The sequence below is a fragment of the Cupriavidus sp. MPR-AND1C genome (genome assembly GCF_058809705.1).
On record NZ_JBXASU010000085.1, the window covers coordinates 1 to 22253 of the forward strand.

The following is a 22253-nucleotide window of genomic DNA, read 5'->3' on the forward strand; positions in this document are numbered from 1 at the left end:
GGTTTTGGCGGCGGCGGAAATTTCGGGGGGGGAGCGTCAGGCCACGCAAGCCATGAGGCTATGACAAATTCCAATGGCTCATTTTCCAGCGACCGCGACAAAGGCTTGCAACGTGCTGGGGACCGGAGGAGTTCGGAGGGGACGAGTCACGAAAAAGCCCACACAAATCGCATGCATCGCAACGGCAATCACGCGCAGAAGCACTGAGTTTGGGTAGCGTAACTGGGAGTCATGAGCCCGCTTGAGTGTCGCTGGGCTGATGGGATTCGCGGGCCCCGGAACGCATGCCGGGCCCCGTTCTCTGGTGTCTCAGTTTCTCGTCGCAAGGCGTGCAGTTTGACTCCCACACATCGACTAAGCAGTACCACGGACATAAGTCTGGGCAGCACTCATTCCGAGCATTCACTCGGTGCAGTGATGAATCTCGACTGTCACGTGCACAAGTTCTTCATGTATGCCAAGTGCGTTCTTAATCTGCGCCGGCGATAACGTCGAATCATGGGTGACCAGACTGACGAGACATGCAAACTTGTCCTTACCCACCCGCCAGACATGAAGGTCCGAGACTTGTGTGCCGTCACGGCATACGTTGAACTCTTGGAGAACCTCGCGGACCGTCTTCAACGACGGGGTGGTCCATCTCCCGGTCCAGCAGCACCACGCCGGTCTGCCGTAGAAGTCCAAAGGCCCAGACGCCGACGAGAATAGCGCCAACGATGCCCATCATCGGGTCGAGCCAGCTCCAGCCGAGGAACCAGCCGCCGGCAAGGGCGAGGACAGCGAGCACTGACGTTGCCGCGTCAGCCAGTAGGTGGATGTAGGCCGAGCACAGGTTCAGGTCATGATGCGTGTGGTCAGCGCCGTCCCGCGTATTAGGGCCATGATGATGTCCATGGTCGTGCCCGCTCCCTTGCCCTTGCCCTTGTCCGTGTCCGTGGGCGCCGCCTAGAACCAGCGCACAAGCGAGGTTGACCAGCAAGCCAATGACCGTCACGGCCATCGCTTCTTTATAGTGAATCGCCTGCGGGCTGAAGAGGCGCTCAATCGAGCCGAACACCATAAGGGCCGCGATGCCGAGAAGGAAGATGACGCTGGCGAATCCTGCGAGCACTTCAATCTTCCAGGTTCCCAAAGTGAAGCGAGTATCTCGCGCATACCGTCACGCTCACGTTCCTTCACAAGGCGGGGCGTCAGCACCTGATGAGCGCGGCGAGGGCCGGCATCTTTGCTGCCTTGCTCCTTTCGGTGGGTCTGGGCATGACGCTCTACCGGCTGGGCGGTATGGGTCCTCTGGCCGAAGCCTGGCTGGCGTTATTGGCCGGTAGCCTGGTGGTCTCATGCACCTGGCACATGCTCAAGCATGGCAAGGCGATAGCCAGCGAAATACGCAACCGGCTCTCCCGGGTCCCCGACGAGAAGGCGGTGGGACCCTGGCTTGCCATTTTCGCGTTCATGCTGCTGATGGTCGGGAGAGAGGGCGTGGAGGCAGCGACCATGATTGCCTCCTTATCGGCTGGCGCGGCAACTGGTCACCTGGCCCTTGGCGGTGCGCTGGGCGTGATTTGCGCCGGCGCTATGGCTTGGGCGTGGACCAAGTATGGGCGGAGGGTCGACCTGTCACTGTTCTTCCAGGTCACGGCCATATTCATGGTGTTGTTCTCCATTCAACTAACCATTTACGCGGCCCACGAGTTTTCGAAAGCAGCTGCGCTACCGTTCGTCGATAACGCGTACTGGCATGAAATGACCGAGCCCTTCGGCCCAGAAGGCGCGTACGGCATCTGGCTTAGCTATGGCTTGGTACTGGCGCCGCTCGCATTTATCGTCTTTGCCAGGTTGAACGGTCGGAAACAATCTGCGCCGGCCGAGAAGGGCTAACTCCTGTCTTGAGCATCCGAACAGCATGTCGCGCGTCAGACGCTGGTCTTTCTATGGCGTACTTGGCGCCTTGCTTGGTACGGGACCATTATGTCTTATAACGCACTTAACACTTGCCGGCGACCTGACAACGTCGGCGTGGTTGGGGTGGAGCATGAAGCTCCACGGCGCAGCGGCCTTCATTTCGATGTTCTTGCTCGGCGGCATCTGGTCATCTCATATATTCTGCGCGTGGAAGCAGCGCCGCAACCGCTTGGCCGGGGTAAGTTTCGCCAGCGCTGTAGCTGTGTTGGCGGTGACCGGTTACGGTCTCTACTATTTCGACGGCGAGGGGCTCCGTTCGCTATCGGAATGGGTCCACTGGGTTGCAGGTGTCATGCTCGGGTTCCTGTTCTGGAACCATCTTGCCCGAGGTCGTCGAGGCTGCACAGGCAGTGAACGCTCAAGAAAGCCTTAGTTCCCCGGAATTCAGCGTCCGTGGGGGAATTCTTAGCTTCGTGGGTGGTAGGTTTGGCTGAATGGATATTAAAACCATACGTATTTGCGATACGCATGGAAACTATCCATGACTTCTTGAAGTTTTTCAGAGAAATATTACCCTGTGAGGTGCGGGTGTGCCCTCCCGCGACCGGTCAAGCGGGGTAAATAGAATGAAAAGTGATAAGAAGGTTATCCAACTGCTCAATGGTCAACTCAAGAACGAGCTGACGGCGATTAACCAGTACTTCCTGCATGCGCGTATGTACCGGCACTGGGGTCTGACCGCACTCGGAAAGCACGAGTACGAGGAATCCATCGAAGAGATGAAGCATGCCGACAAGCTCATCGAGCGTATTCTGCTGCTCGATGGCCTGCCCAATCTACAGGACCTTGGCAAACTGCTGTTGGGGGAGAACACTGAGGAGATGCTGGGCGGTGACTTGAAGTTAGAGTTGGCCTCGCAGGCTGGCTGCAAGGAGGCAATCAAGTACTTTGAGTCTGTCGGTGACTACGTGTCGCGCGAAATCGTTGAAGACATTCTTGATGACACGGAAACCCATATTGACTGGCTGATGACGCAGCTCGAACTGGTCAAAAAGGTCGGACTCCAGAACTACCTCCAGTCGGCCATGGGAAGTCCGTCGTAAGCGCCGCCCAATGTGAAACGCGCCTAGCCACACCAAGAAAAAGCCACTTCTTTTCAAGTGCTGCAGGAGTATCCATATGGGGAGGGTGTCCTGCTTGGTGAAAATCGAGTGAGCTGCTTCGAGGTGAATCAAGTTGGACTGAAATGCCGAGTTGAGGGGCGAGATGTCAGCGGATTAAAACGTGGCGTCGGAAGGATAAACTCGATATCTACGTTTACCAAAAACTTCTACTTCAGCAAGAGTTCTGTGAATATCAAGATATGGAACTCGTAAAGTTCAACGGTCGGCTAACGCCTTGCGCCAGAATGTCGTTTAGGGGGGGGGAGCCCGCGTGCGGCGCACGTCGCTTGATGAGCCATGAGATTAAGCCCCGGGGGCGCGTCATCGATATCTGGCGCCTTGCTCTCCCGGTCTTACCTTGGTTCAATGCGGATAACTGTAGTTGCACCGTTGACCATATCGAAGGTCGCATTGACCTTGTCTCCTTTCTTGAGCTTGCTAAGGCTCGCCGTATCCTTCACAGGGAATGACATCGTCATGGCCGACATCCTGAGGTTCTCGATGGGACCGTGCTTGAGGGTGACCTTGCCATTTGCGGTGTCCACTTTCCGGACTTCGGCGTGGACAGGCTTCGGTGCGGCCATCGAAGCCGACGGCTTCATGTTCATGCCGGCCATGTCATCGGCCGCGTGAGCAGGCAGACTGAGCGTGGCGCATACGGAAGCGAAGGTTATTAGCGTACGTTTCATGGGGAAAAGCTCCTTCTATCAAGGTTAGGGAGAAGTCTTCTTCGCTCTGGTGCGGCGAAGCAATAGGAATACGGCAGGGATGACAAACAGCGAAAGTAGCGGCGCGGTTACCATGCCGCCGACCATCGGTGCAGCGATGCGTTGCATGACCTCGGAACCGGTCCCGCCCGTCCACATAATCGGCAGCAAGCCTGCCAGTATGACCGCCACGGTCATTGCCTTGGGGCGGACACGCAGGACGGCCCCTTCTTGAATCGCTTCCAGCAGTGCAGACTGGTCGGTACGTCCGCTGTCAATTTTCTTGAGCCAAGACTGCTTGAGGTAGAGCAGCATGATGACGCCGAACTCCGCCGCGACGCCAGCCAGCGCAATGAACCCCACTACGCTGGCGACGGATAGGTTGTGCCCCAGCAAATAGAGCAGCCAGAATCCGCCAACGAGGGCGAACGGCAGAGTCACCATGATTAGCACGGCTTCATCAAACAGTCCAAACGTGACGTACAGCAACAGGAAGATGATGAGCAGCGTGAAAGGGACCACTACCTTTAGTTTCTGCGTGGCGCGCTCCAGATACTCAAACTGCCCGGACCAACTGACCGAGTAGCCGGCAGGCAGGGGCACCGTCTTTGCCACGACCGATTGCATCTCCTGTACTGCCGAGCGCAAGTCGCGCCCACGAATGTCGACGTACACCCAACCGGAAAGCCTGGCATTCTCGCTGCGCAGCATCGGCGGGCCTTGGGTTATCTGTATGCGGGCGACGTCCGAGAGCAGAATCTGCTGGCCGGAGTTGGTCACGATGGGGAGCATGCGCAATTGCTCCACCGAGTCACGGTAGTCACGTGGGTAGCGCACGCTGATTGGGAACCGTGCCAAGCCGTCCACGACCTCCCCGACGTTTTCACCACCGATAGCCGAGGCCACGATGCCTTGCACATCCTCAATGTTCAGACCGTAGCGACCGGCTACAGCGCGGTCGATGTCAACGTCCACATACCTGCCTCCCGTCAGGCGCTCAGCTAGCGCCGAAGTGACGCCGGGCACGGACTTGACGGCCCGCTCAATTTCGCTAGCTACCCGGTCGATTTCCTTCAGGTCGGTTCCGGCCACTTTGATGCCCACCGGGCTCTTGATGCCTGTGGCCAACATGTCGATGCGGTTGCGAATTGGTGGCACCCAGATGTTCGAGAGACCTGGCACCTTGACCGCTTTATCGAGTTCCTCGACCACCTTGTCGGGTGTCATGCCTGGTCGCCACTGCTCGCGTGGCTTGAACTGGATGGTTGTCTCGAACATTTCCATTGGCGCGGGGTCGGTTGCCGAGTCCGCGCGGCCAGCCTTACCAAAAACAGTGGCGACTTCCGGGACGGTCTTGATGAGCCGGTCGGTTTGCTGGAGTAATTGCGTCGCCTTACCAGCCGACAACCCCGGCAGCGCGGATGGCATATAGAGCAGGTCGCCCTCATCCAGGGGCGGCATGAACTCGCCGCCGACTCTCATGATGGGCCACGCCGTTGCAACAAGTAGCAGCGCGGCAACCACGAGAGTTGTCTTCGGAAAGCGCAGCACCCGCACGAGCAGGGGTTGATAGAGTCTGATTAGGAAGCGATTGAGCGGATTCGCTTGCTCCGAAGGTATCCGGCCACGAATCAGGTAGCCCATCAGCACGGGAACCAGTGTCACTGACAGGCCTGCAGCCGCCGCCATCGAATAGGTCTTCGTGAACGCGAGTGGGGAGAACAACCTGCCTTCCTGTGCCTCGAGCGTAAAGACCGGGATAAACGAGAGTGTGATGATGAGTAGCGAAAAGAACAGCGCTGGGCCCACTTCGGCGGCTGATTCGCCAATCACGTGCCATTGCTCTTCACCAACTAGATGCCGGCCGGGGTTTTGCTCGCGCCAATGCTCAATATGCTTGTGCGCATTCTCAATCATCACCACGGCGGCATCGACCATCGCGCCAATGGCGATGGCGATACCACCTAGCGACATGATGTTGGCGTTGACGCCCTGGTAGCGCATCACCAGAAACGCTGCCAAGACGCCCAGCGGCAGGGAGACGATGGCAACCAGGGCTGAGCGCAGGTGGAACAGGAAGACGAGGCATACCACTGCTACCACGATGAATTCTTCCACGAGTTTGTGGGTGAGGTTCTCGATAGCGCGATTAATGAGGCTGGAGCGGTCGTAGGTCGGCACAATCTCGACGCCCGCAGGCAGGCTCTTCTGCAGCAGCTTGAGTTTCGCCTTAACCGCTTCGATGGTCTCCAGTGCATTCTTGCCCGAACGCATGACGATGACACCGCCGGCGACTTCACCCTGACCGTCGAGCTCGGCGATGCCACGCCGCATTTCCGGGCCGAACTGAATCGTCGCCACGTCACCAAGCCTCACAGGAATACCGGCGCTGCTCACGTTGAGTGGTACCTGCCTGAAATCATCCAATGTCTTCAGGTATCCCGACGCGCGGACCATGTACTCAGCTTCGCCGAGCTCCAGCACGGAGCCGCCCGTTTCCTGGTTGGCTCCCTTCAAGGCATCCAGGACCTTGGCCTGTGAGATGTTATACGCGCGCAGCTTGTCCGGCATCAATACGACCTGGTACTGCTTCACCATCCCACCGATTGACGCCACCTCGGAGACATTGGGTAGCGACTTCAGCTCGAAGCGAAGGAACCAGTCCTGCAAGGCACGCAGCTGGCTTAGGTCGTGCTGGCCGGTCTTGTCGATGAGGGCGTATTCGTAGACCCAGCCCACACCCGTCGCATCAGGACCGAGTGCCGGTTTGGCTGCAGCAGGCAGTCTCGACTGGACCTGATTCAGGTATTCCAGCACCCGCGAGCGCGCCCAGTACAGGTCCGTACCGTCCTCGAACAACACGTAGACGAAGGAGTCGCCAAAGAATGAGTAGCCCCGCACGGTCTTGGCCCCGGGCACTGACAACATGGTGGTCGTCAGCGGATAGGTGACCTGGTTCTCGACAATCTGCGGCGCCTGCCCCGGGTAGGTGGCGCGGATGATGACCTGGACGTCGGAGAGGTCCGGCAACGCGTCCAGCGGCGTGCTGCGTGCGGCCCAGATGCCCCAGGCCGTCAGGATGATGGTGGCCAGTAGCACCAGGAACCGATTCCGGATTGACCAGCGGATGAGGTTTGCAATCATGGCTTGCCTCCTGGGGCACCTGCTATTGCAGGCTGTACGGAAGACAGCACCGGCTCGCCATCGCTGTTCATGTGGAACCGGAACCGGACACGGTCGCCTTGCTTGAACCCCTTCGGCAATCCGGTGGGCGGCGCGGCGAAGTCCATGGTCATCGCTCCCCAATTTATGGAGTCGATAGGCCCATGAGAGATGGTGAGGCTCCCCGCGCTCATGGCTTCGATTCGGCCTACACCTTCATGTTCCGCCGCTGTGGCGACGGACGTAGACGCGCCTTGCGGTTCGGCCATCCGGTTGGCGGTCCCGCGTAGGCTTGCCTCCGAATCGATGAGAAACTGTCCAGAGTTGACGACCTTCTGGCCTGGCTTTAGCCCGTCCAGTACTTCCACCATGCCCGACGCTTCTCGGCCTGTCTTGATGTCCGCAGCCAGAAAGCCGTCTTTGCCGGCATCGACCATGACGATGTTCCGTTGCCCGGTACGAATGACAGCTTCAGACGGAATCAGCAGAGCCTCCTTTTCCTGGCCGGCGTCGAAGCGGACGGTCGCGAACATCCCAGGAAGCAAGCGGCGGCCTGGATTTGCCAGCACGATGCGGACCTTGACGGTGCGCGTAGCCGGATTCACGTCCGGCAGCAGGGTGTCCACCTTGCCATCCAACGACTCAGATGGACCGGTTGCCAGCACTTTGACCGGCAAGCCTGGCGCGATATTGCGGCTTTGCCCTTCAGGTACTTCAGCGATGAGCCAAACTCGACTGAGGTCGGCCAGGCGGAAGAGCGTCATGCCGGGAGCCACGGTCATGCCCTCACGGACCGCGACTTCGGTCACGATGCCGTCCACTGGGCTAACTATCCCAAGGTTGGGTTGCAGCTTTCCCGAGGATTCGACCGCGTTGACCTGGCTTGGCGTCATGCCGGCCTGGAGCATACGGGCCTTCGCTGCACCACGCAGGTCGGGTTGGTCGCTGGTGTGTCCAGCAGTGGCCATGCGTGACACCGCTAAGTATTCCTCCTGTGCCGCCACCCAGTCCGGCGAATACAAGGTCACGAGTGCTTGACCGCGCGTGACTGTATCAAGCGTGGCCCTGACTGAGACATGCTGCACAAAGGCGTTAGTCCGCGCCTGGATAACTTGGACGCTGCGCTCATCGACAGCAACGTTGCCGGGTACTTCCAACACCGCGCCCAGCCGGCCGAGCTTTGCCTCGGCCGTACGGATACCCAGATTCTGCGCAATGCGACTATCTACCGTGACTCCAGTGCCGCCGCCTTCACCGTCCGCGTAGACGGGCACAAGTTGCATGTCCATGAACGGCGACTTGCCAGGTTTGTCGAAGCGCTGACCAGGCACCATGGGGTCGTGCCAGTAGAGAATCCGTTTTCCCGTCGTCGGGTCTGCGTCGCCGCCTTTTGGCCCGGTCTCGGTGGTTACCGCCGTTGAGGATTGTGTCGCCTTCTTCCCCTGCGTGACACCAAGCTGATAGGCCCCGTAGAGGGCGCCCCCTGCGACGATGAGTCCAACTGCTATGGAAATGGCCTGTTTCTTCATTTGGATTCCTTCGCAGCCGGCTCGGTCTGTGCTGTGGGAAGCGGGATAAGAAAGTTGAGGTCAGCCCACAACTTCGCCGTCTTTGCTTCGAGAGCCAGTCGCTCGAGGGCGGTGTCAATAGTTCGGTGGTTGGCTTCCGCAACTGCGAGCAATGGGCCAGTGTTGGCGCGGTATGCCGTCAACGCAGCGTCGGCCTGGGCGCTTGCAAGCGGCTGAATTTGCTCGTCATAGCGCTTAAGCCGTTCTTGATTGCGCTTCAACTCTGCGAGCTTGGCCGCGACGAGGGCTCTTGTATTGCGTGCAACGACCTCGGACTTGGCTCGCGCCTCCTGCGCCTGCGCCAACTTGGCGGCAACCTCGCGGTCCTGCCGATTGCCTTGGTCCCATGGGACGGGGAAGCTGACGTTGAGAGAGCCCATATTGGAGTAGGCGGAGCCGCGCTGGCTGTACATCAGTTCGACGGTTACGTCCGGCTTTTTGGTTTCGGCTACTGCCCGAATATCTGCTTCCGCCAAGGCGATGTCGCGTTGGGAGGCCGCCATCTCCGGAATGGCATCCAGTTCGGCTTGGACAAGCTCCTGCACGCGCTGGGGAACTGCCAAGCTTGGCCGCGCAGAAAGTGGGCGACCTGCTGCTTGGCCGACCCAGCGCTCCAGGTTGACCTTGGCTGCGTCCACGGCCGCCCGGCTTTCATCAAGCCTGTCGTGCAGCTTCTGAATTTCTATCTCGGCTGCGAGCACGTCCGCGCGCGTGCCACGCCCGCTCCGATAGGTGGCTGTCGCTGCTTGGAGCTCAAGGTCGAGGGGGTGGCCGTGGTGGCCGAGGAGCATACCGGTCTGCTCGGCATACCAGAGGTCGAGCCAGGCGGTGGCCACATTGCGCTGAACATTGGCCAGGCCAACGACTCTCTGTGCCTCTGCGGCGGCGGCCTCTGCTTCATAGCGCTCCGTGCGCGCGCGGAGCTTGTCCGAGCGCGTGAACTCTTGGATGACGCTGATAGAGCGCTGGGTCATGAAGTCCCGGCTAAGGGAGAACTGGTCAGGGCCGGTAACTGGGACGTTGTTGAGCCCAAGCTTGAGCACGGGGTCCGGCAGTTGGCCGGCCGCGACCGCCATTTGGATGGACGCCTCGACGGCACCGTGAGAGGTTTCGGCATTGCCAGCGCGAGTGGTGGCTAGCGCAACGGCTTCTTCGATGGAAAGAGGGGGTGCCGGCTGGGCATGCACGATGAACGGCATGGCCATGCCAAGCACAGGCGCAACAAGTAGCGCCTGCAGCAGGTGGCGAGGGAAAAGCATAGAGCCTCCGGGAGCAACGACAGCTGTCCCGATTTAGTGAGACAGCACCTGAATTGCGTTGCTCAGGAGGCTACGTTCGATAGCAACAGTGAAGAATGGAGAGCGGTCTTGGCGGGGCGCGCGGGATGGCGTCGCGATACACCAGTGCGAAATGGTCGGCAGCCTGCACTGGCGTAGGCTCCACGACGCTCAACAGGATGGGCAGGAAAGCCGGAACTTGTGGTGAAGCGTGGTCGACGGATTTCGCGCCAAGCTGGCAGTGCTCCAGGCAAAGTCCGTCATGCGCCCCCGTGTCCTGTTTGGCATTCTTCGCCATCTCCGGGCACGACTCCATAATGCCGGCCATTTCGTCCATCTGGTCAAGCGAATAACGGCTTCCCGTACAAGCGTAAGCCGCCGCTGCCAGTTGAACTGTCAGGAAGGCACAGATGAGGAACCCGGCAAGCCATAGCCGGCGAAGTGAGGTGCGCACGGGGCAGACGTTTGTTTTGGCAAGAATAGTACCAGTCTTCATGCACGCCTAGCACCGGCGCTATGTGGCGAGTTGTCGCACAGCTATCCGCTGCGACATCTGGTCCTGCTCGGCGTAGGCGGGCGAATCCGCCGTGCTAGCAGCGCAAGACGCCGAAGATGGCATGACGGACGCCCACAGCGCTGAGCAGTTGCAAGTATCCACACGCCAAAATCGCGTCATTCTTTGTCTGCGTCGTCCGAGCCATACCCTTCCGTCCGAGATGGCATAAAGACCAACCGTTCACCCGGCTTAAGATGGACGGTGTTGCACCCAAGCAGGGAAGCGCTCATCCGTTTCGTCGGCGGAGATATCCCCAAGGTGTGTGCAGGCCTCGGCAGGCAGGGCAATGTGATACTCCTTGCGCCACAGCACCATGACAGTGAACCTGAGAACCCGAATTCGCACCTCTCTGGGGACGGGATACGCGGAAACATGTGAGGGAAGGGCTTCCATGCCAACACGTCGCCGGACCTCATAGGTGAGCATCCCTTTCTCCTCGCGTCGAACCAACTCTGCGCGCGCGAGATGCAGATGCAGGTATAAGGCGCGCATGACGAGCGCAAGTACCAGCAGAGCCATGACTGTCAGCACGATGATTCATCCCTGATGAGACCGACTTTTCTTATTCGGCTGGTGCAATTTGCGTGCCATTTCGTTCGCGTTCCACCAAGCCTGTCGTGGTCATGGCAGTTGCCTACAACGTTCAGGTCGTGGTCAGTTTGCTTCAGACACTCATTGTGACTAATAAGGCAAGTCCTGAGTATCGGGTTTTGTACGGACTTTGACGGTCGAGGGTGGAGCCCGCTGCGACGGTGTTCAGAGACGATTTGCGAGGCCGCGATTGGCGTATCGATTGCAGCCGGCTGCCGACTTGTGTGGATGCGCTGAAGCGGCAGAGTGTTGCCGGAAACAAAAAGCCCCTCGCCACGGCGAAGGGCTTTTCTTCCATCTCGGCTGTCTAGGTGCAACGGCGACTACAGCTTGCGAATTTGCGAGGCTTGCAAGCCTTTGGGACCTTGCTTCGGCTCAAATGCCACCTTGGCGCCCTCATCCAGGGACCGATATCCCACACCCTGGATTTCCGTATGGTGCGCAAACAAGTCCGCGCCACCGCCGTCCGGCGCAATGAATCCAAATCCGTTTTCGTCGAACGACTTCACAATGCCAGTCGCCATTTCATCCTCGATGCAACGAGCATGCAAACTGCATGCAGAAATAAAAATTTCAATACGGACCTGCTACTTCACCCTGCGCTTTTTGCCCTAGATTGCAGCAAGATAGTCCGATTTTCCAGCATAGCCGACCAGCCAGCTGCAGCCAAGATGGTCTTGGGCTTACCACGGAATGGCGCCATGGGTTGGTCTCAGTTGACGATGGAGCGCACCGCTGGCTAATGCATATGCCAATCGGAGATATGAGAGTTTGCCTAACAAAATCCGCGACGTGCTAGTTCGTGGTGACCGCACATTTCGCTATCCGGCGAAAGAAGCTGGAGGCATGGAACCAAGGGGCCTGCCAGGCTCCGGATTATAGGAGGGCAGTCACGGACTCAAGTCGTGCTGGTGAGCGCCAGCACCTCGGCGCCCCTGTCGAGGATAGCGGCCTGCTGGAGCAAGTCGGTGGCGTCATCCTGCAAGGCACTTGCATCGGTTTGCGCCATCCGTGCCTGAAACGCTGCCCGCAGCTTTGCCGCTTCATTACGGAGTGTCTGGATGCCGGCTGAAACAGTCCAGCGAGGCCTTCTCCCAATGCGAGCAGCCGGTAGCGGTGCGTCGTTCGTGGTCGTGGGAGAAACGAGAATTTGATGCATATTGACCTTCAAAATTGCTATGCCTGGTTTCGCTTGGCACTGTCTCGCGAACGGGCGTTCTTTTTTCTTGTGGCAATGGGCGGTAGCCTGCCCAAGAGTGCTCTAGCCGGCAGCGACGGTGAGCTCGCGGATGACGCTGCAGAAATCGCCCACGCATTGAACACAATCCCCGTGTCGGTTTGGTGTCAATCAAGTGCTGCATGGGCCTGATATTGCAGTAATTGCGGGTTAACCTTAGTGGCGCGTGACGTCCGCATGTCGCTCGCTGACCACTCCGTTTTCGCGGCTGGGCACAATGACCAAGAGATAGGCCGGAAAACGCTGTTTAATTCTCAGATGAAATACTATTAATTCTCCATAGACTGGCGATGTAGTCCTGCTGCCACCCGCGTTGCCTTCCAAGCGACGCGGGTTCTTTTTTCACGCGTGGCATATAGGCTTCCAGTCCACCAAAGAACCTTGGCCACGAGTCCCCGCTGACTCTTGCGCGAACGCGGGGGGGGGCTAAAAAGCCGTTGGCTTGGTCTGAAGCACTTCTTTGCCGATGGAGCCTGCAACCGCCTGGCGCTGAGGTACAAGGCGGCGAGGCCTGACTTCGTGGTCGAGGTGGTGCGTCGCCACGAGCAGCAGATTGATTGTGCTTGGGGGCGAGCGCACGTTTGGTTGGATGGTCCGCTGGCGCAGCCTAGGCAGTGATTACGACCAGCATACCGACAAATCGGAGGCCATGATTCGGATTGCGACTGGGAGCCTGCCGTTATGCAGAATCGGCCATCCTTGTATTGTCAAACCGGCTTCGAGAGATAGGGAGCCAGGAAGCGTTATGGAGTTCCTGGCTCACCATTCACGCAGCGTGAGTCCCTTGGCTTGTGGCCAGAGTCCGCCCGTACTCAGGTAGCTTCCGCGGCCCCAGCCGCCACCATCTTGTGAAGAACATACCTGTTGGACTCAGATTCGCCCATGTCCCGGACTCCCGCTTTGAGTTATGTGGCTCGGCAAGGCCAATGGCGGCGGCGCAAAGATGGGCTATCGTTCGCCGCAGAGGTGGACGACTTGTCGAGCAAATCCATCTGCGAGCCTGAAACGCAGAAATGTTTGTGCCCAGCAGAGAAACAGGCTTCTCGTTGAGATGCCGTGACGCCGGCCCGCACGCAGTCCAACATTATGGCGGCATCCACGGAGCGCCTTTGCGTGAGCGATGGCCCTGTGCGCGGTTGCCTTAAAAAACAACGCCCCCAAAGGCGGGCACCTTTGGAGGGCTACCAAATTGCGGATGGGTGGCGCTGGACGCTCCCTTCCGCCAACTAATTCTGTGGGCTACTGGATGCTCGCCTTAGATATGCCCGCCATCGGTGAACGCATCGCGTCGGTCTGTGACTCTCGCTCCATCGGTGAATACATCGCGCCGGTCTGTGACTCTGGCGCCATCTGAATAGACGTCGAACTTCCCTACTCTGCCTCCATCGGTATAGGGGTCACGCGGCCCCATGGTATTAGCGCCATCGGTGTAAACATCCCGCTGGCCGTTGCCGGCGTAGGCCGCTGCAGCGCAAAGTGCGGCCCCTGTTACGGCGAGTAGTGCAATTTTCTTCAGCATTTCCCACCTCCTTTTTTTTGTTAGGTGGTTATTTGTTCCCCCGGGCCAGTAAAAGGTAGCCTCGAGTATAGGTTCGCTCGACTGGATTGTGCGTCGCAAAAACTCATACATTTGTCATGAGGCTTATGACTTACGGCTATTTGCAACGAGCTCATATCAGCATCCAAATGTAAAGTCATGTCCGCATGCGTCTCCCGAAGCCAGAGTACCGGTGACACCTCAAATGCGGTAGGGGGCCAGACGCTCTGATTTCAAGAAGCGTGGGGTGGAGCGCCCGATTCAGACGACAGTCGTTGTCGATGCGTGGCTATGCGTAGGAGGGGCGTCGACCGCGTCATCCCAACGAAGACATTTGATATCTGCTTGTGCTGATTTCCTAATCGAAAATGTACTGAGACCGGTGTAAAGCGCTCGAGAGCGTCCTTCACGGCATCCACGTACAGCCGGCGACGTGGGTTCCTTTTGCGCTCAACTTCCTGCCGGACTGCGTCCCTGCGCGTGTGGAAAAACGGAGCATAATTTCACCTCGCACGCTTGTCTTCTGCATTGCGAGGCCAACATACTGCTGCATCGAAGAAAGCGGGTCGAGTTCGAAGAGCTGAACCTTGACGGGACCTGACTCAGTGGTCGCAGGCTGTGTTGTCACGGCTGCAACTTCTCTGTCTGCACCATTCCACATCAAATGAATCCTGACCCCACTAATCCGCAAAACGATTTCTTGAACACAGCACGCAAAGAACGGAAGCGTGTCGAAGTGTACTTGGTCAACGGAATCAAGCTGACCGGTTCAATCGAGTCGTTCGACCAGTACGTCGTGATGCTTAGCGGTGCTGGCGGCACGCAGATTGTCTACAAGCGAGCAATATCGACTATCCAAGTGCCGAGCGCCGTCCGACCGCCGAGTCCGGTCAGTCGCTCAGAGTCGCGCACGACAATCGGCAATGACTCCAAGACGCCTCTCGTAGTGACGGGAAAACGCCGTCCAACGCGGGCGGATGGTGGAAGCGAGTAGCTCACTTCAGTGGGCTTCGGCCGGCAATAGCGGGTACGCTCGGCCGGTACCTCTAGTGATGACACATCCATGTCGCGTATGTTTTCTTCGGTTTTGCTTTCCTCGGCATTACTAGCGAGCCAAGGGAGCGTCGCCCAGTCCTATGTCGAATGCAAGCCTCTCGACAAGGCGGAACTTAAACTGGCTCCCAAGGCGACGTTGTTGTATCTGCGCTGTCGGGCGAGGCAGACATCGTATGAAGCTGAACGCATCAAGGGCGCTTCGCAGAAGTTCAAGGACGACTTGTTGTTTGCGTGCCAGGACCAGGTGATTGCTGTCGAACATCAGCTGCGCGTGAGTCACGGCTTCACGAGGGAGTCGCTGGCTAAAGAGAGGTGCGATTACTGAGGCTCTTTTGGTCGCCAAGAGCCGTTCGGTGAGTGCGCCGGTAACGCCGCACGTGAGCGGTCGGTGAGCGAGGACGGCAACGCCCTCGGTCGCGCCAGGAAGTCATCAGCCGGGCCTCTGTCGAGATGTATGGGATTAGTCGACGTGGTTCAGGCCAGACGGCGTGGTTCCCGAGTTGACGGTGGATGTGCCAATGCATGCATCGCTGTGAGTGACTGACCAATCGGGGTGGAGTCCGGCGGTAGTCTAAGGCTTCAGTGTGGGGATTCCGCCAGAATTTCTATTCATTAGTCAAACGGATAAAAAAGTGGTTCTACACGTTCACCTACGTATTGCGCGTAGTGGCACGTGCCGGCGCCTTCCGTCACACGTGTTCCTGAAAGCAAGTTTTTTGGAACATATCTATGAAAATCCTCGACCTTTACGAGCTGGCGGCACTTCTTGGTCGCAGCCCTGAAACGATTAAAAAAGACATGCGGCGTAATCCGATGGCCGTGCCGCCGCGATTGCATATTCCGGGAACGCGGCTTTTGCGTTGGAGGGAGGTCGATGTGGAAGCTTGGCTTGCAGAACACGTCGTTGCAATTTACTCGGACGCCAATGCTCCAGGTCTAGGCGAACCTGACTCTATGAAATCGCAGAGTGAGATAGCATGAAGTCCAAACGAAAAATTTCCCTCGCTGAAGCTCAGTTTGAAGAAGGGGTAGCGCACCGCTTCTACCCGGAGACTCGCGACGGATACAGTGCGATGATTCCTGCCTTGCTGCGGAGTGCTGTGTTTGCTCTCGGTGCTACCCGCGGGATGGTCGACAGGACGTTCCCGGTAGCCCGCTTTGACAGTATCGATGTTTGTAGCGACGGTAGCGTGCACTATAAGGGTCCCCAACTAGGTCAACTCCACAAGAGAGTGATACTCGGGTTGCTGAAGCTAGCCGAGGGAAAGATTGGCGATTTCACGCTTAGCTTTCACGCGAAGGCATTCTTGGGTAGTATTGGCCGCGACGCATGTACGGCAAACGTTGAAGGATTGCGCGAAGTGCTCGCGGACCTGCGTGCCGGTACGTTCATCCTGCGCAACTATTCAGCCGACCGCGGTTGCGTGTTTGGCTTCGTGAACCGGGTTGAATGGGATAAGCGAAATTTTACGGTATCCATGGACCGCCGTGCTGCACAGGCTTTTGCCGAGCGCTCGCGTCCGACTTACTTGTGGACCGAGATGCGCAACAGGCTGAGCGATGGGCTACAGACCGCACTGTTTGACTTGTTCGCGTCCACGAAACAGGCTGACTACCAGTTGGCTGACCTAGCCGCGATATGGGGTCGGGAAGTAAAGGAGTTCGGACGCGACACTCGGCTCGCGCTCGATAAAATGATGAAGGTTGGCGCGTTGAAGGAGTGTGACGTTGCTCGTGGTCGGGTAAAAATAAAACGAGCCATCCGGCTTTGAAACGCTAAAATCCACCGAAAGGTGGATTTTCTTGCGATTAGGAAAAGTGAAAAGAGCCCACTTTCTCAAAAATAGGTGGGCTTGTCTCACCTATTTTTGAAGTAAATCCAAGTTTGATTAGCACAGAAAGTGAGCCGAGCCCACTTTCTCGCCTTGGACGGCGCGCCAGGCTTGGGGTTTTGCCGTTCAGTTCTATTCGCCGCGCGCTTTTCGCGCACTGCTCATTAGCGCCTCATCGCGTTCTTGCTGCTAGCCGCAGCTGCGCCGATTAAGTTCACATATACGTAGGACTTTGAGTTATACCGAATTAGAAGTGAGTACGCACGGTTTTACGGTTAGGGTCCTTCGAAAATCAAACTCTTGATGATAGGGGCTCGTGCCGCCCCTCGGCCCCTGGTCGGTGCCTCACCCCACGCAGCTCTGGCATACTGAAAAACAGGAAGGCGGTTATTGCCGAGAGAGCCTGGGAAGCCAAAAGCTCGGCAAGATGGTCAACTGAAGGGCTGCGCCAACACCTCGACCCAAGAAATGTAGTTTATTGAGCGCCTAGGCTGGGGGTCGCACTCCGGCCGCATATCGCGTCCTGCACGCTCCAGGGAGTCCGCAACCTCCCAGTTGAGGGGGAAGTCCACAGCGAGAGTGGGCGTGGCCGTGACCGGAAGGCATAAGCATCGCTCGATGCAGTTAAACTGCTTATAGCCAAGGTTGAGGGCTAGGAGCGTGTACAGGCACGCGAAGCGCGTGCGCAAGAGTGCTTCGATGACGCCCTCGCTGCAAGAGCTATGGGCAAGAGCATAAGCCTATCCTCAGTTCCTGCACTTTGTTCCGAGCGCCAAGCCCCCGTACGCCCGTCGGGGTGGCAAAGGTAGCGGCCATTCTTTCGAAGGGCTCTGAGGCGTTGTAGAGCACGGGGAGTGCACACTCCCATCCCGTAGGCTCTATTCCTCCCTCGCGCTTTTACGGCGAAGCCATCCCTTGGTCAATATACCCGTGCGGCGCGGAACTAATGCCAGGCGTCAAAAACATCAACTATCCGGTCGGGAAGAGAAGCTCCGCCGCTTTCCGGCAGCCCCGAGAAAGTCGCGCAACCGCGGAGGAGGCCGCAATCCTCGCTCGGCACGCCCATTCGTTCGTCGCGCGCTTGCACAGCGACATGTCGCTCCTGGTCAAACGATGTGCGTCGTTGGGCGGCAGGGCGTAGGCATCGATAGCCGGTGAGAGGCGCGCCCGAGGATATCGTGTAGGCTACCCGCGCTTGATTGCCCCATGCTCTGGTCAGACCACCATATCGGCGCGATTAGCGACGTTCGAATAGAGGCCTTGGGAGTGGTATGACTTCGCGAGTCTGGTTAGGAGGGGACCAACGCCCGCAGAGAGCGGGGGTTGGGTAAAACAAAGCCACCTATGCGGCGGCTCACGTTGCCGGCTTTCCCCTTTCGGAGGTTGCCTGCGGTCCTGCCCTTTCGAAGCCGCATATGCGGCGGCTCACGTTGCCGGTTTTCCCCTTTCGGAGGTTTCCAGCGGTCCTGCCCTTTCTAAGCCGCCTATGCGGCGGCTACCGTTGCCGGCTCGCCCCGTGGGGGATGTTGCCAGCGGTTCTGCATTTTCTAAACCGCCTATGCGGCGGCTCACGTTGCTGGTTTTCCCCTAGCAGGGGTGGCCGACGGTCCTGAGTACCATCAATATAGTGCAAGCAATTTATATTTGTTTTAGCTTCTTGAATTTAATTTGATATTTTTTTTGCCATAATGAGGCGAAAGTGAATTTTTCCGTAGGACGCTGGAATGACATGCCACCGCGCTGTTCCGCCGCGCTTGCGGGCAGTCTAACTCGGGTAGTCCCCCGTTGAGTTCGGCCTTCTCAGCAGTTCTCATCTTCGAATTCACGGTAGTCGGCAGTGTTCTTGGCCCACGTATCCCTGCGCACATGTATCTCTGGTAGCAGTTCATACTGCTTGTTTACAACTGCTGTCTGTGCTTCAAGCCGCTCGGGGTCGCATTTCTGACACGCAGAGAGGATAGATTTATCCCAGATAAGTTTGTCAGCTTCCGAACAGCCAGCCGGCGCTGGACGCTTATGTAACGCCCGGCAATACAAGAAGTTGCCCATCAGCTCTCTAACGGTACGGTGCAGCGCCTGGAACTGGATGGCCCTGCGTCGGGTGGCTTCTGCGCAGCCGACGTGTGACATGTATATATATGTGCGCCACCAGGGCATGCTTTAGACATATTTGTTATGATATGCATGTTAGGTAAGCTAAATAGAAATAAGTGTGCTCGGTTGGCTAGGTTAGCCCAATGCAGTAAGGTAAGGCTCGGAGTGGGCGGGCGAAGACGGCGCCTGGGTCATGTAGTCATGTACTGCGCAACAAATAGCAGAAAATACTGCCACGAGCAGGGGGCGGAATGAACGACAAATCAGTCAGCGCGGCGCTTCTGGATGCCGTGATGTTTGCAGCGGAGCGCCACAAGAACCAGCGTCGCAAGGATGCGGAGGCCTCTCCGTACGTCAATCACCCCATTGCACTTGCGCACCTGCTTGCGACCACTGGTGGTGTTGAGGAATTGGCTGTACTGCAGGCGGCCATCCTACACGACACCATCGAGGACACGATGACCACCGCAGCCGAGTTGCGCGGACGCTTCGGCGATGAGGTCACCAACTTCGTGCTTGAGGTCACCGACGACAAGTCGCTGCCCAAACAGCGTCGCAAGGAACTCCAGGTCGAACATGCGCGACACATGAGCAAAGGCGCCGCGCTGGTGAAGCTCGCGGACAAGACCTGCAACTTGCGCGACATAGCCAGCTTTCCGCCAACGGATTGGCCGCCATCACGGCGCCAGGAATATTTCGACTGGGCCAAACGCGTAGTCGACGGTCTTCCGCGGGTGAGCGAGGCCATGCTGTGTGCATTCGAGCAAGCCTACGCTGCCCGTCCTCATGAACCGTCTTCATCCCGGCCCAAGACTGGCGAGGGGGAGTGGCTGCGCATGCCGGGCCGGTTGCACGGCATGTGTGGCTTCGTGCGGATGATGGACACCGGAGGCATCGAGGTCGAACTCTATGACCATAGCGAGGAAGCCCAGTCCGCGTTCAGCAGCGATGTCTCGACGATTTACACGGTGCGGAAGGACGACCTGCCAATGCTTGCGAAACGGCTGGCGGAAGGCTTCGGGGGACCCGCTCCGAGTGTCGCGTCCCTCCCTGGCCAACTGACCACGTTCCTCGACGTCCAGAGCCTCATTGAATGGCTGACGACGAACTCAGGTGTGCCGGTCGCGAAGCGCGTAGACTTTGACGTCTGACCCGTAGCCGTACTCGTGGCATCTCATACCATGCAATTACACGTTGCAATTCTTGGACGCATGGGGGTGGGGGTGCCTGGTTTAGGAGGGGAGCCTGGGTTCACTACTATAGGCGTGACCTGCGCAATCGCGAAAGTCATATCAATGCGTCGACGACAATGCGATAGACGGCTCGGCAATCAGGGATTGATGCTACGACCGCCCTTCGATGCGACGGACGGCAACACTAGCCACCCTTATTTCGGCAAATTGGCAGCCAACTCGTTTGATTACCGGCCCGTGCCTCGCGGCACCCTCGACTCGTTGCGCGTATTAGAATGGGATTTTCTTCAGGGCAAGTATCAAGTTGGCACAAGCAAAGTCGCAGTTTATCGGTGCAGCCGGGCAGTTTTACCTCTCTTATGCTCTAGCCGCGAGGCATATCAACGTGAGTTTGACGCTCGGTAATGCTCCCAGTGTCGACGCGCTGGCGTCATCAAGCGATGGGCGCCGCACCATGGCGATTCAAGTCAAGACAGCAAATAGCGCGAAGAAGAAGCGTTACGGCCGCCTAGGCTACGAGTGGTATGTTGGTGGCGCGGTGATTGGCAAGCACGCTGAGTCCTTCGTCTACGCGCTACTGGACTTCAAAGGTGACATGACCACGCAGCCTGACGTCTTCTTCGTACCCTCCCGCTGGGTTGCAGAATTCGTCAAGCCAGACTGGAAGATGTTTCTCTATTTCTTGCCGGCCACGCCAGAAATTGAGGCATTGACGAAGAATCGTTTTGACCTTGTCCAGCAGTACCTGGCCGGCCAGTCTGCTGCACTGGAATGGGTTAATACATGGCCGGAAGATAAGCTCATCAAATGGGGAAGGCCGCAGGTTGTCAACGCGGACTGACGCACAACCTGTTAGCTTGTCCGCATACAAATCCCGGTGAGCTTCGCGTACAGCTCGTTGATGAGACAGCGAACCCGGTGCTTCTGGCCCTCCGACCCGCGAAGTAGAGAGGCTGAACGCCCGCTCACCGGCAAAACGGCCGTGGTGACTGGCACCTCGTCCTCGCTCTTGCGCGAACAGGCCAAGGCCTTGGTCGAGAAACCCGGTGGCAAGCCGTCCGTTTCGGTCAGCAAGAAGACCTCCGCTCTGGTCGCGGGCGAAGCCGCCGGCTCGAAGCTCGCCAAGAACTCGCCCGCCGACGTGCGGGCCTTTTCAACAAGACATGTGAAGCCGCCGCCCAGAGCGGCTAACTACGCCCTTGGGGGCTCTCAAGTCCCTCGGCTCAACCAGCGCTTAGCGAGGAGCGTGTGCTGGCAGTCCGTCCGTGTATGGTTGGACGCCGCCGTAGGCTTGCATCACCGGGACAGCAGGTTCCAGGGTCGGAAACTTTGCGATAAATAGCACTGGGTCCACCAGTTGTATCGCCCACGGCTGATGGCCACCGCTCCGCTTCCGCAACCCGGCGCGGATGAGGTGACGCTCATGCGTTCGAATGGTGGTAGACGGAATGCTGGTGTTAGAGTGCACTAAGGATGGTGTTCAAAACGACGTCAGCAGGTTCGTGCCGACAGTGTGAGCGTGACAAGATGAATTTGATGAGCGCTTCGGCCAGAAGCGAGCGATACAAGCTTTAGCTGGAAGCAGGCGGCGAATCGGCTCACGGCGAGCGGGAAACTAACTCATCTTATGAGTCGGTTGGGCCACCTTCCCCCATTCTGTAATCTATTTTGTAAGTATTTTCCCAAGGTTTGGCTTGCGGGAAACCTTAAAGTTTCAGTTTTAGCGCTTTAGGCTGGAGGCAATCTGGAGGCAGTGCCTATACGGTTTAACAGTAAGCAAATCGCTGCTGCCAGAACTTAACTCTCCCCGAGCAACTGAAATGGCTACTCCACTTACACACACCTTCCCAGTCGACGACGACTCGCTGTTTAGTTTTGACGACAGGGGCAATCTTCGCCTCGACGACTACACGGTAACGGACTTGTCAGCAGATGACGTCCAGGCCCTGCGTGCTGCTCACGCGTGCGGCAACCTGGATGTTCCACGCGAGATTTGGGAAAAACACGAGGATGCCTGCTACTTCTTCGACGGCGAACGAGACCCTGCGGCTTACATGTTCTCTGGCGTAACCGACGAGTCCGATGAGCTGGAGAACCTGGATGACGAGCGGGTGTATGACGATTCCTATGAGGTCATTCGCTTTCTCCGCATTACCATCTCGGAGGAGGCCAGTGGGTGGCCTGGCGAATGGGACTGCAGCAAGGCTGGCGAGATGCGCGATGTCGGCAAATTCATCGAGCACGCTCGCCTAGTGTTCCGCAGTTACTCTGAGGGAATCGCCTTCCGCTGGGACGCACTGCCGGCCGACGCCGAGCTGCGCGAGCTGCATGCTGAGCTGTGCGCGGAAGCTGATGCTGAGTCCGAAGAAGCCTGATAG

The 22253-nt window shown here is 58.0% G+C and carries 20 protein-coding genes and 3 pseudogenes; 14 read left to right on the plus strand and 9 right to left on the minus strand.

Annotated features, from left to right (window positions below; all coding sequences use genetic code 11):
* Nucleotides 1-207: hypothetical protein (locus tag AC1RWI_RS30505; RefSeq protein ID WP_492870164.1), on the plus strand; the 207-nt coding region annotated here is incomplete at its 5' end.
* 195 nt (nucleotides 208-402) lie between these two features.
* Here the strand turns inward: AC1RWI_RS30505 and dmeF are convergent.
* Nucleotides 403-1159 (minus strand): annotated as a pseudogene (dmeF, locus tag AC1RWI_RS30510) (CDF family Co(II)/Ni(II) efflux transporter DmeF); the annotation flags it as partial.
* 41 nt (nucleotides 1160-1200) lie between these two features.
* Between dmeF and AC1RWI_RS30515 the strand changes: the two are divergent.
* The 3 genes from AC1RWI_RS30515 (at nucleotide 1201) to bfr (ending at nucleotide 3005) form a co-directional block, all read left to right on the plus strand.
* Nucleotides 1201-1878: an FTR1 family protein gene (locus tag AC1RWI_RS30515; protein WP_492870165.1), complete on the plus strand. Its 678-nt coding sequence runs from the start codon at nucleotides 1201-1203 to the stop codon at nucleotides 1876-1878.
* Between the two features lie 154 nt (nucleotides 1879-2032).
* Nucleotides 2033-2335, plus strand: coding sequence for a hypothetical protein (locus tag AC1RWI_RS30520; RefSeq protein ID WP_492870166.1), 303 nt, complete (start codon nucleotides 2033-2035; stop codon nucleotides 2333-2335).
* Nucleotides 2336-2528: 193 nt separating this feature from the next.
* Complete coding sequence (gene bfr / locus AC1RWI_RS30525) at nucleotides 2529-3005, plus strand: bacterioferritin (protein ID WP_492870167.1); 477 nt, start codon at nucleotides 2529-2531, stop codon at nucleotides 3003-3005.
* Between the two features lie 413 nt (nucleotides 3006-3418).
* Here the strand turns inward: bfr and AC1RWI_RS30530 are convergent, their stop codons facing one another.
* The 7 genes from AC1RWI_RS30530 to AC1RWI_RS30560 form a co-directional block, all read right to left on the minus strand.
* Nucleotides 3419-3754 (minus strand): copper-binding protein, encoded by a 336-nt coding sequence (locus AC1RWI_RS30530; protein WP_492870168.1) that lies wholly within the window; start codon nucleotides 3752-3754, stop codon nucleotides 3419-3421.
* Nucleotides 3755-3778: 24 nt separating this feature from the next.
* Nucleotides 3779-6916, minus strand: coding sequence for an efflux RND transporter permease subunit (locus tag AC1RWI_RS30535; RefSeq protein ID WP_492870169.1), 3138 nt, complete (start codon nucleotides 6914-6916; stop codon nucleotides 3779-3781).
* Entirely contained in the window at nucleotides 6913-8463 is a 1551-nt protein-coding gene (locus AC1RWI_RS30540; protein WP_492870170.1) for an efflux RND transporter periplasmic adaptor subunit, read from the minus strand. The genes AC1RWI_RS30535 and AC1RWI_RS30540 overlap by 4 nt, the downstream gene beginning before the upstream one ends.
* Nucleotides 8460-9761 (minus strand): TolC family protein, encoded by a 1302-nt coding sequence (locus AC1RWI_RS30545; protein ID WP_492870171.1) that lies wholly within the window; start codon nucleotides 9759-9761, stop codon nucleotides 8460-8462. The genes AC1RWI_RS30540 and AC1RWI_RS30545 overlap by 4 nt, the downstream gene beginning before the upstream one ends.
* A gap of 70 nt (nucleotides 9762-9831) precedes the next feature.
* Nucleotides 9832-10275, minus strand: coding sequence for a copper resistance protein (locus AC1RWI_RS30550; RefSeq protein WP_492870172.1), 444 nt, complete (start codon nucleotides 10273-10275; stop codon nucleotides 9832-9834).
* Nucleotides 10276-10524: 249 nt separating this feature from the next.
* The gene (locus AC1RWI_RS30555) at nucleotides 10525-10866 is read right to left on the minus strand and encodes a hypothetical protein (RefSeq protein ID WP_492870173.1); all 342 of its coding nucleotides are present in this window, start codon (nucleotides 10864-10866) and stop codon (nucleotides 10525-10527) included.
* 383 nt (nucleotides 10867-11249) lie between these two features.
* A complete protein-coding gene (locus AC1RWI_RS30560; protein ID WP_492870174.1) occupies nucleotides 11250-11450 on the minus strand; it encodes a cold-shock protein in 201 nt (66 codons plus the stop codon).
* Between the two features lie 629 nt (nucleotides 11451-12079).
* Between AC1RWI_RS30560 and AC1RWI_RS30565 the strand changes: the two genes are divergently transcribed.
* Together AC1RWI_RS30565 and AC1RWI_RS30570 are read left to right on the plus strand one after the other, a co-directional pair.
* Complete coding sequence (locus tag AC1RWI_RS30565; RefSeq protein ID WP_492870175.1) at nucleotides 12080-12295, plus strand: hypothetical protein; 216 nt, start codon at nucleotides 12080-12082, stop codon at nucleotides 12293-12295.
* A 294-nt stretch (nucleotides 12296-12589) separates the two neighbouring features.
* Nucleotides 12590-12863, plus strand: a pseudogene (locus tag AC1RWI_RS30570) (IS5/IS1182 family transposase); the annotation flags it as partial.
* A 555-nt stretch (nucleotides 12864-13418) separates the two neighbouring features.
* Here the strand turns inward: AC1RWI_RS30570 and AC1RWI_RS30575 are convergent.
* Nucleotides 13419-13682, minus strand: a complete 264-nt coding sequence (locus tag AC1RWI_RS30575; RefSeq protein WP_492870176.1) for a hypothetical protein — start codon at nucleotides 13680-13682, stop codon at nucleotides 13419-13421.
* 682 nt (nucleotides 13683-14364) lie between these two features.
* Here AC1RWI_RS30575 and hfq point away from each other — a divergent pair.
* The 8 genes and pseudogenes from hfq to AC1RWI_RS30615 all read left to right on the plus strand — a co-directional run bounded on the left by hfq (nucleotide 14365) and on the right by AC1RWI_RS30615 (nucleotide 22250).
* Nucleotides 14365-14694 (plus strand): RNA chaperone Hfq, encoded by a 330-nt coding sequence (hfq, locus tag AC1RWI_RS30580; RefSeq protein WP_492870177.1) that lies wholly within the window; start codon nucleotides 14365-14367, stop codon nucleotides 14692-14694.
* A 69-nt stretch (nucleotides 14695-14763) separates the two neighbouring features.
* Nucleotides 14764-15081 (plus strand): hypothetical protein, encoded by a 318-nt coding sequence (locus AC1RWI_RS30585; RefSeq protein WP_492870178.1) that lies wholly within the window; start codon nucleotides 14764-14766, stop codon nucleotides 15079-15081.
* A 404-nt stretch (nucleotides 15082-15485) separates the two neighbouring features.
* The gene (locus AC1RWI_RS30590) at nucleotides 15486-15737 is read left to right on the plus strand and encodes a helix-turn-helix transcriptional regulator (protein WP_492870179.1); all 252 of its coding nucleotides are present in this window, start codon (nucleotides 15486-15488) and stop codon (nucleotides 15735-15737) included.
* Nucleotides 15734-16528 (plus strand): hypothetical protein, encoded by a 795-nt coding sequence (locus AC1RWI_RS30595; protein ID WP_492870180.1) that lies wholly within the window; start codon nucleotides 15734-15736, stop codon nucleotides 16526-16528. Before AC1RWI_RS30590 ends, AC1RWI_RS30595 begins: the two co-directional genes overlap by 4 nt.
* Nucleotides 16529-18933: 2405 nt before the next feature.
* Nucleotides 18934-19473 (plus strand): annotated as a pseudogene (locus AC1RWI_RS30600) (HD domain-containing protein); the annotation flags it as partial.
* A gap of 706 nt (nucleotides 19474-20179) precedes the next feature.
* A complete protein-coding gene (locus tag AC1RWI_RS30605) occupies nucleotides 20180-20716 on the plus strand; it encodes a hypothetical protein (RefSeq protein WP_492870181.1) in 537 nt (178 codons plus the stop codon).
* 60 nt (nucleotides 20717-20776) lie between these two features.
* On the plus strand, nucleotides 20777-21217 hold the full coding sequence (locus AC1RWI_RS30610) for a BRCT domain-containing protein (protein ID WP_492870191.1): 441 nt from the start codon (nucleotides 20777-20779) through the stop codon (nucleotides 21215-21217).
* Between the two features lie 478 nt (nucleotides 21218-21695).
* Nucleotides 21696-22250 carry a hypothetical protein gene (locus AC1RWI_RS30615; RefSeq protein WP_492870182.1) on the plus strand — a complete coding sequence of 185 codons (555 nt, stop codon included), beginning with the start codon at nucleotides 21696-21698 and terminating at the stop codon, nucleotides 22248-22250.
* Nucleotides 22251-22253: the final 3 nt, after the last annotated feature.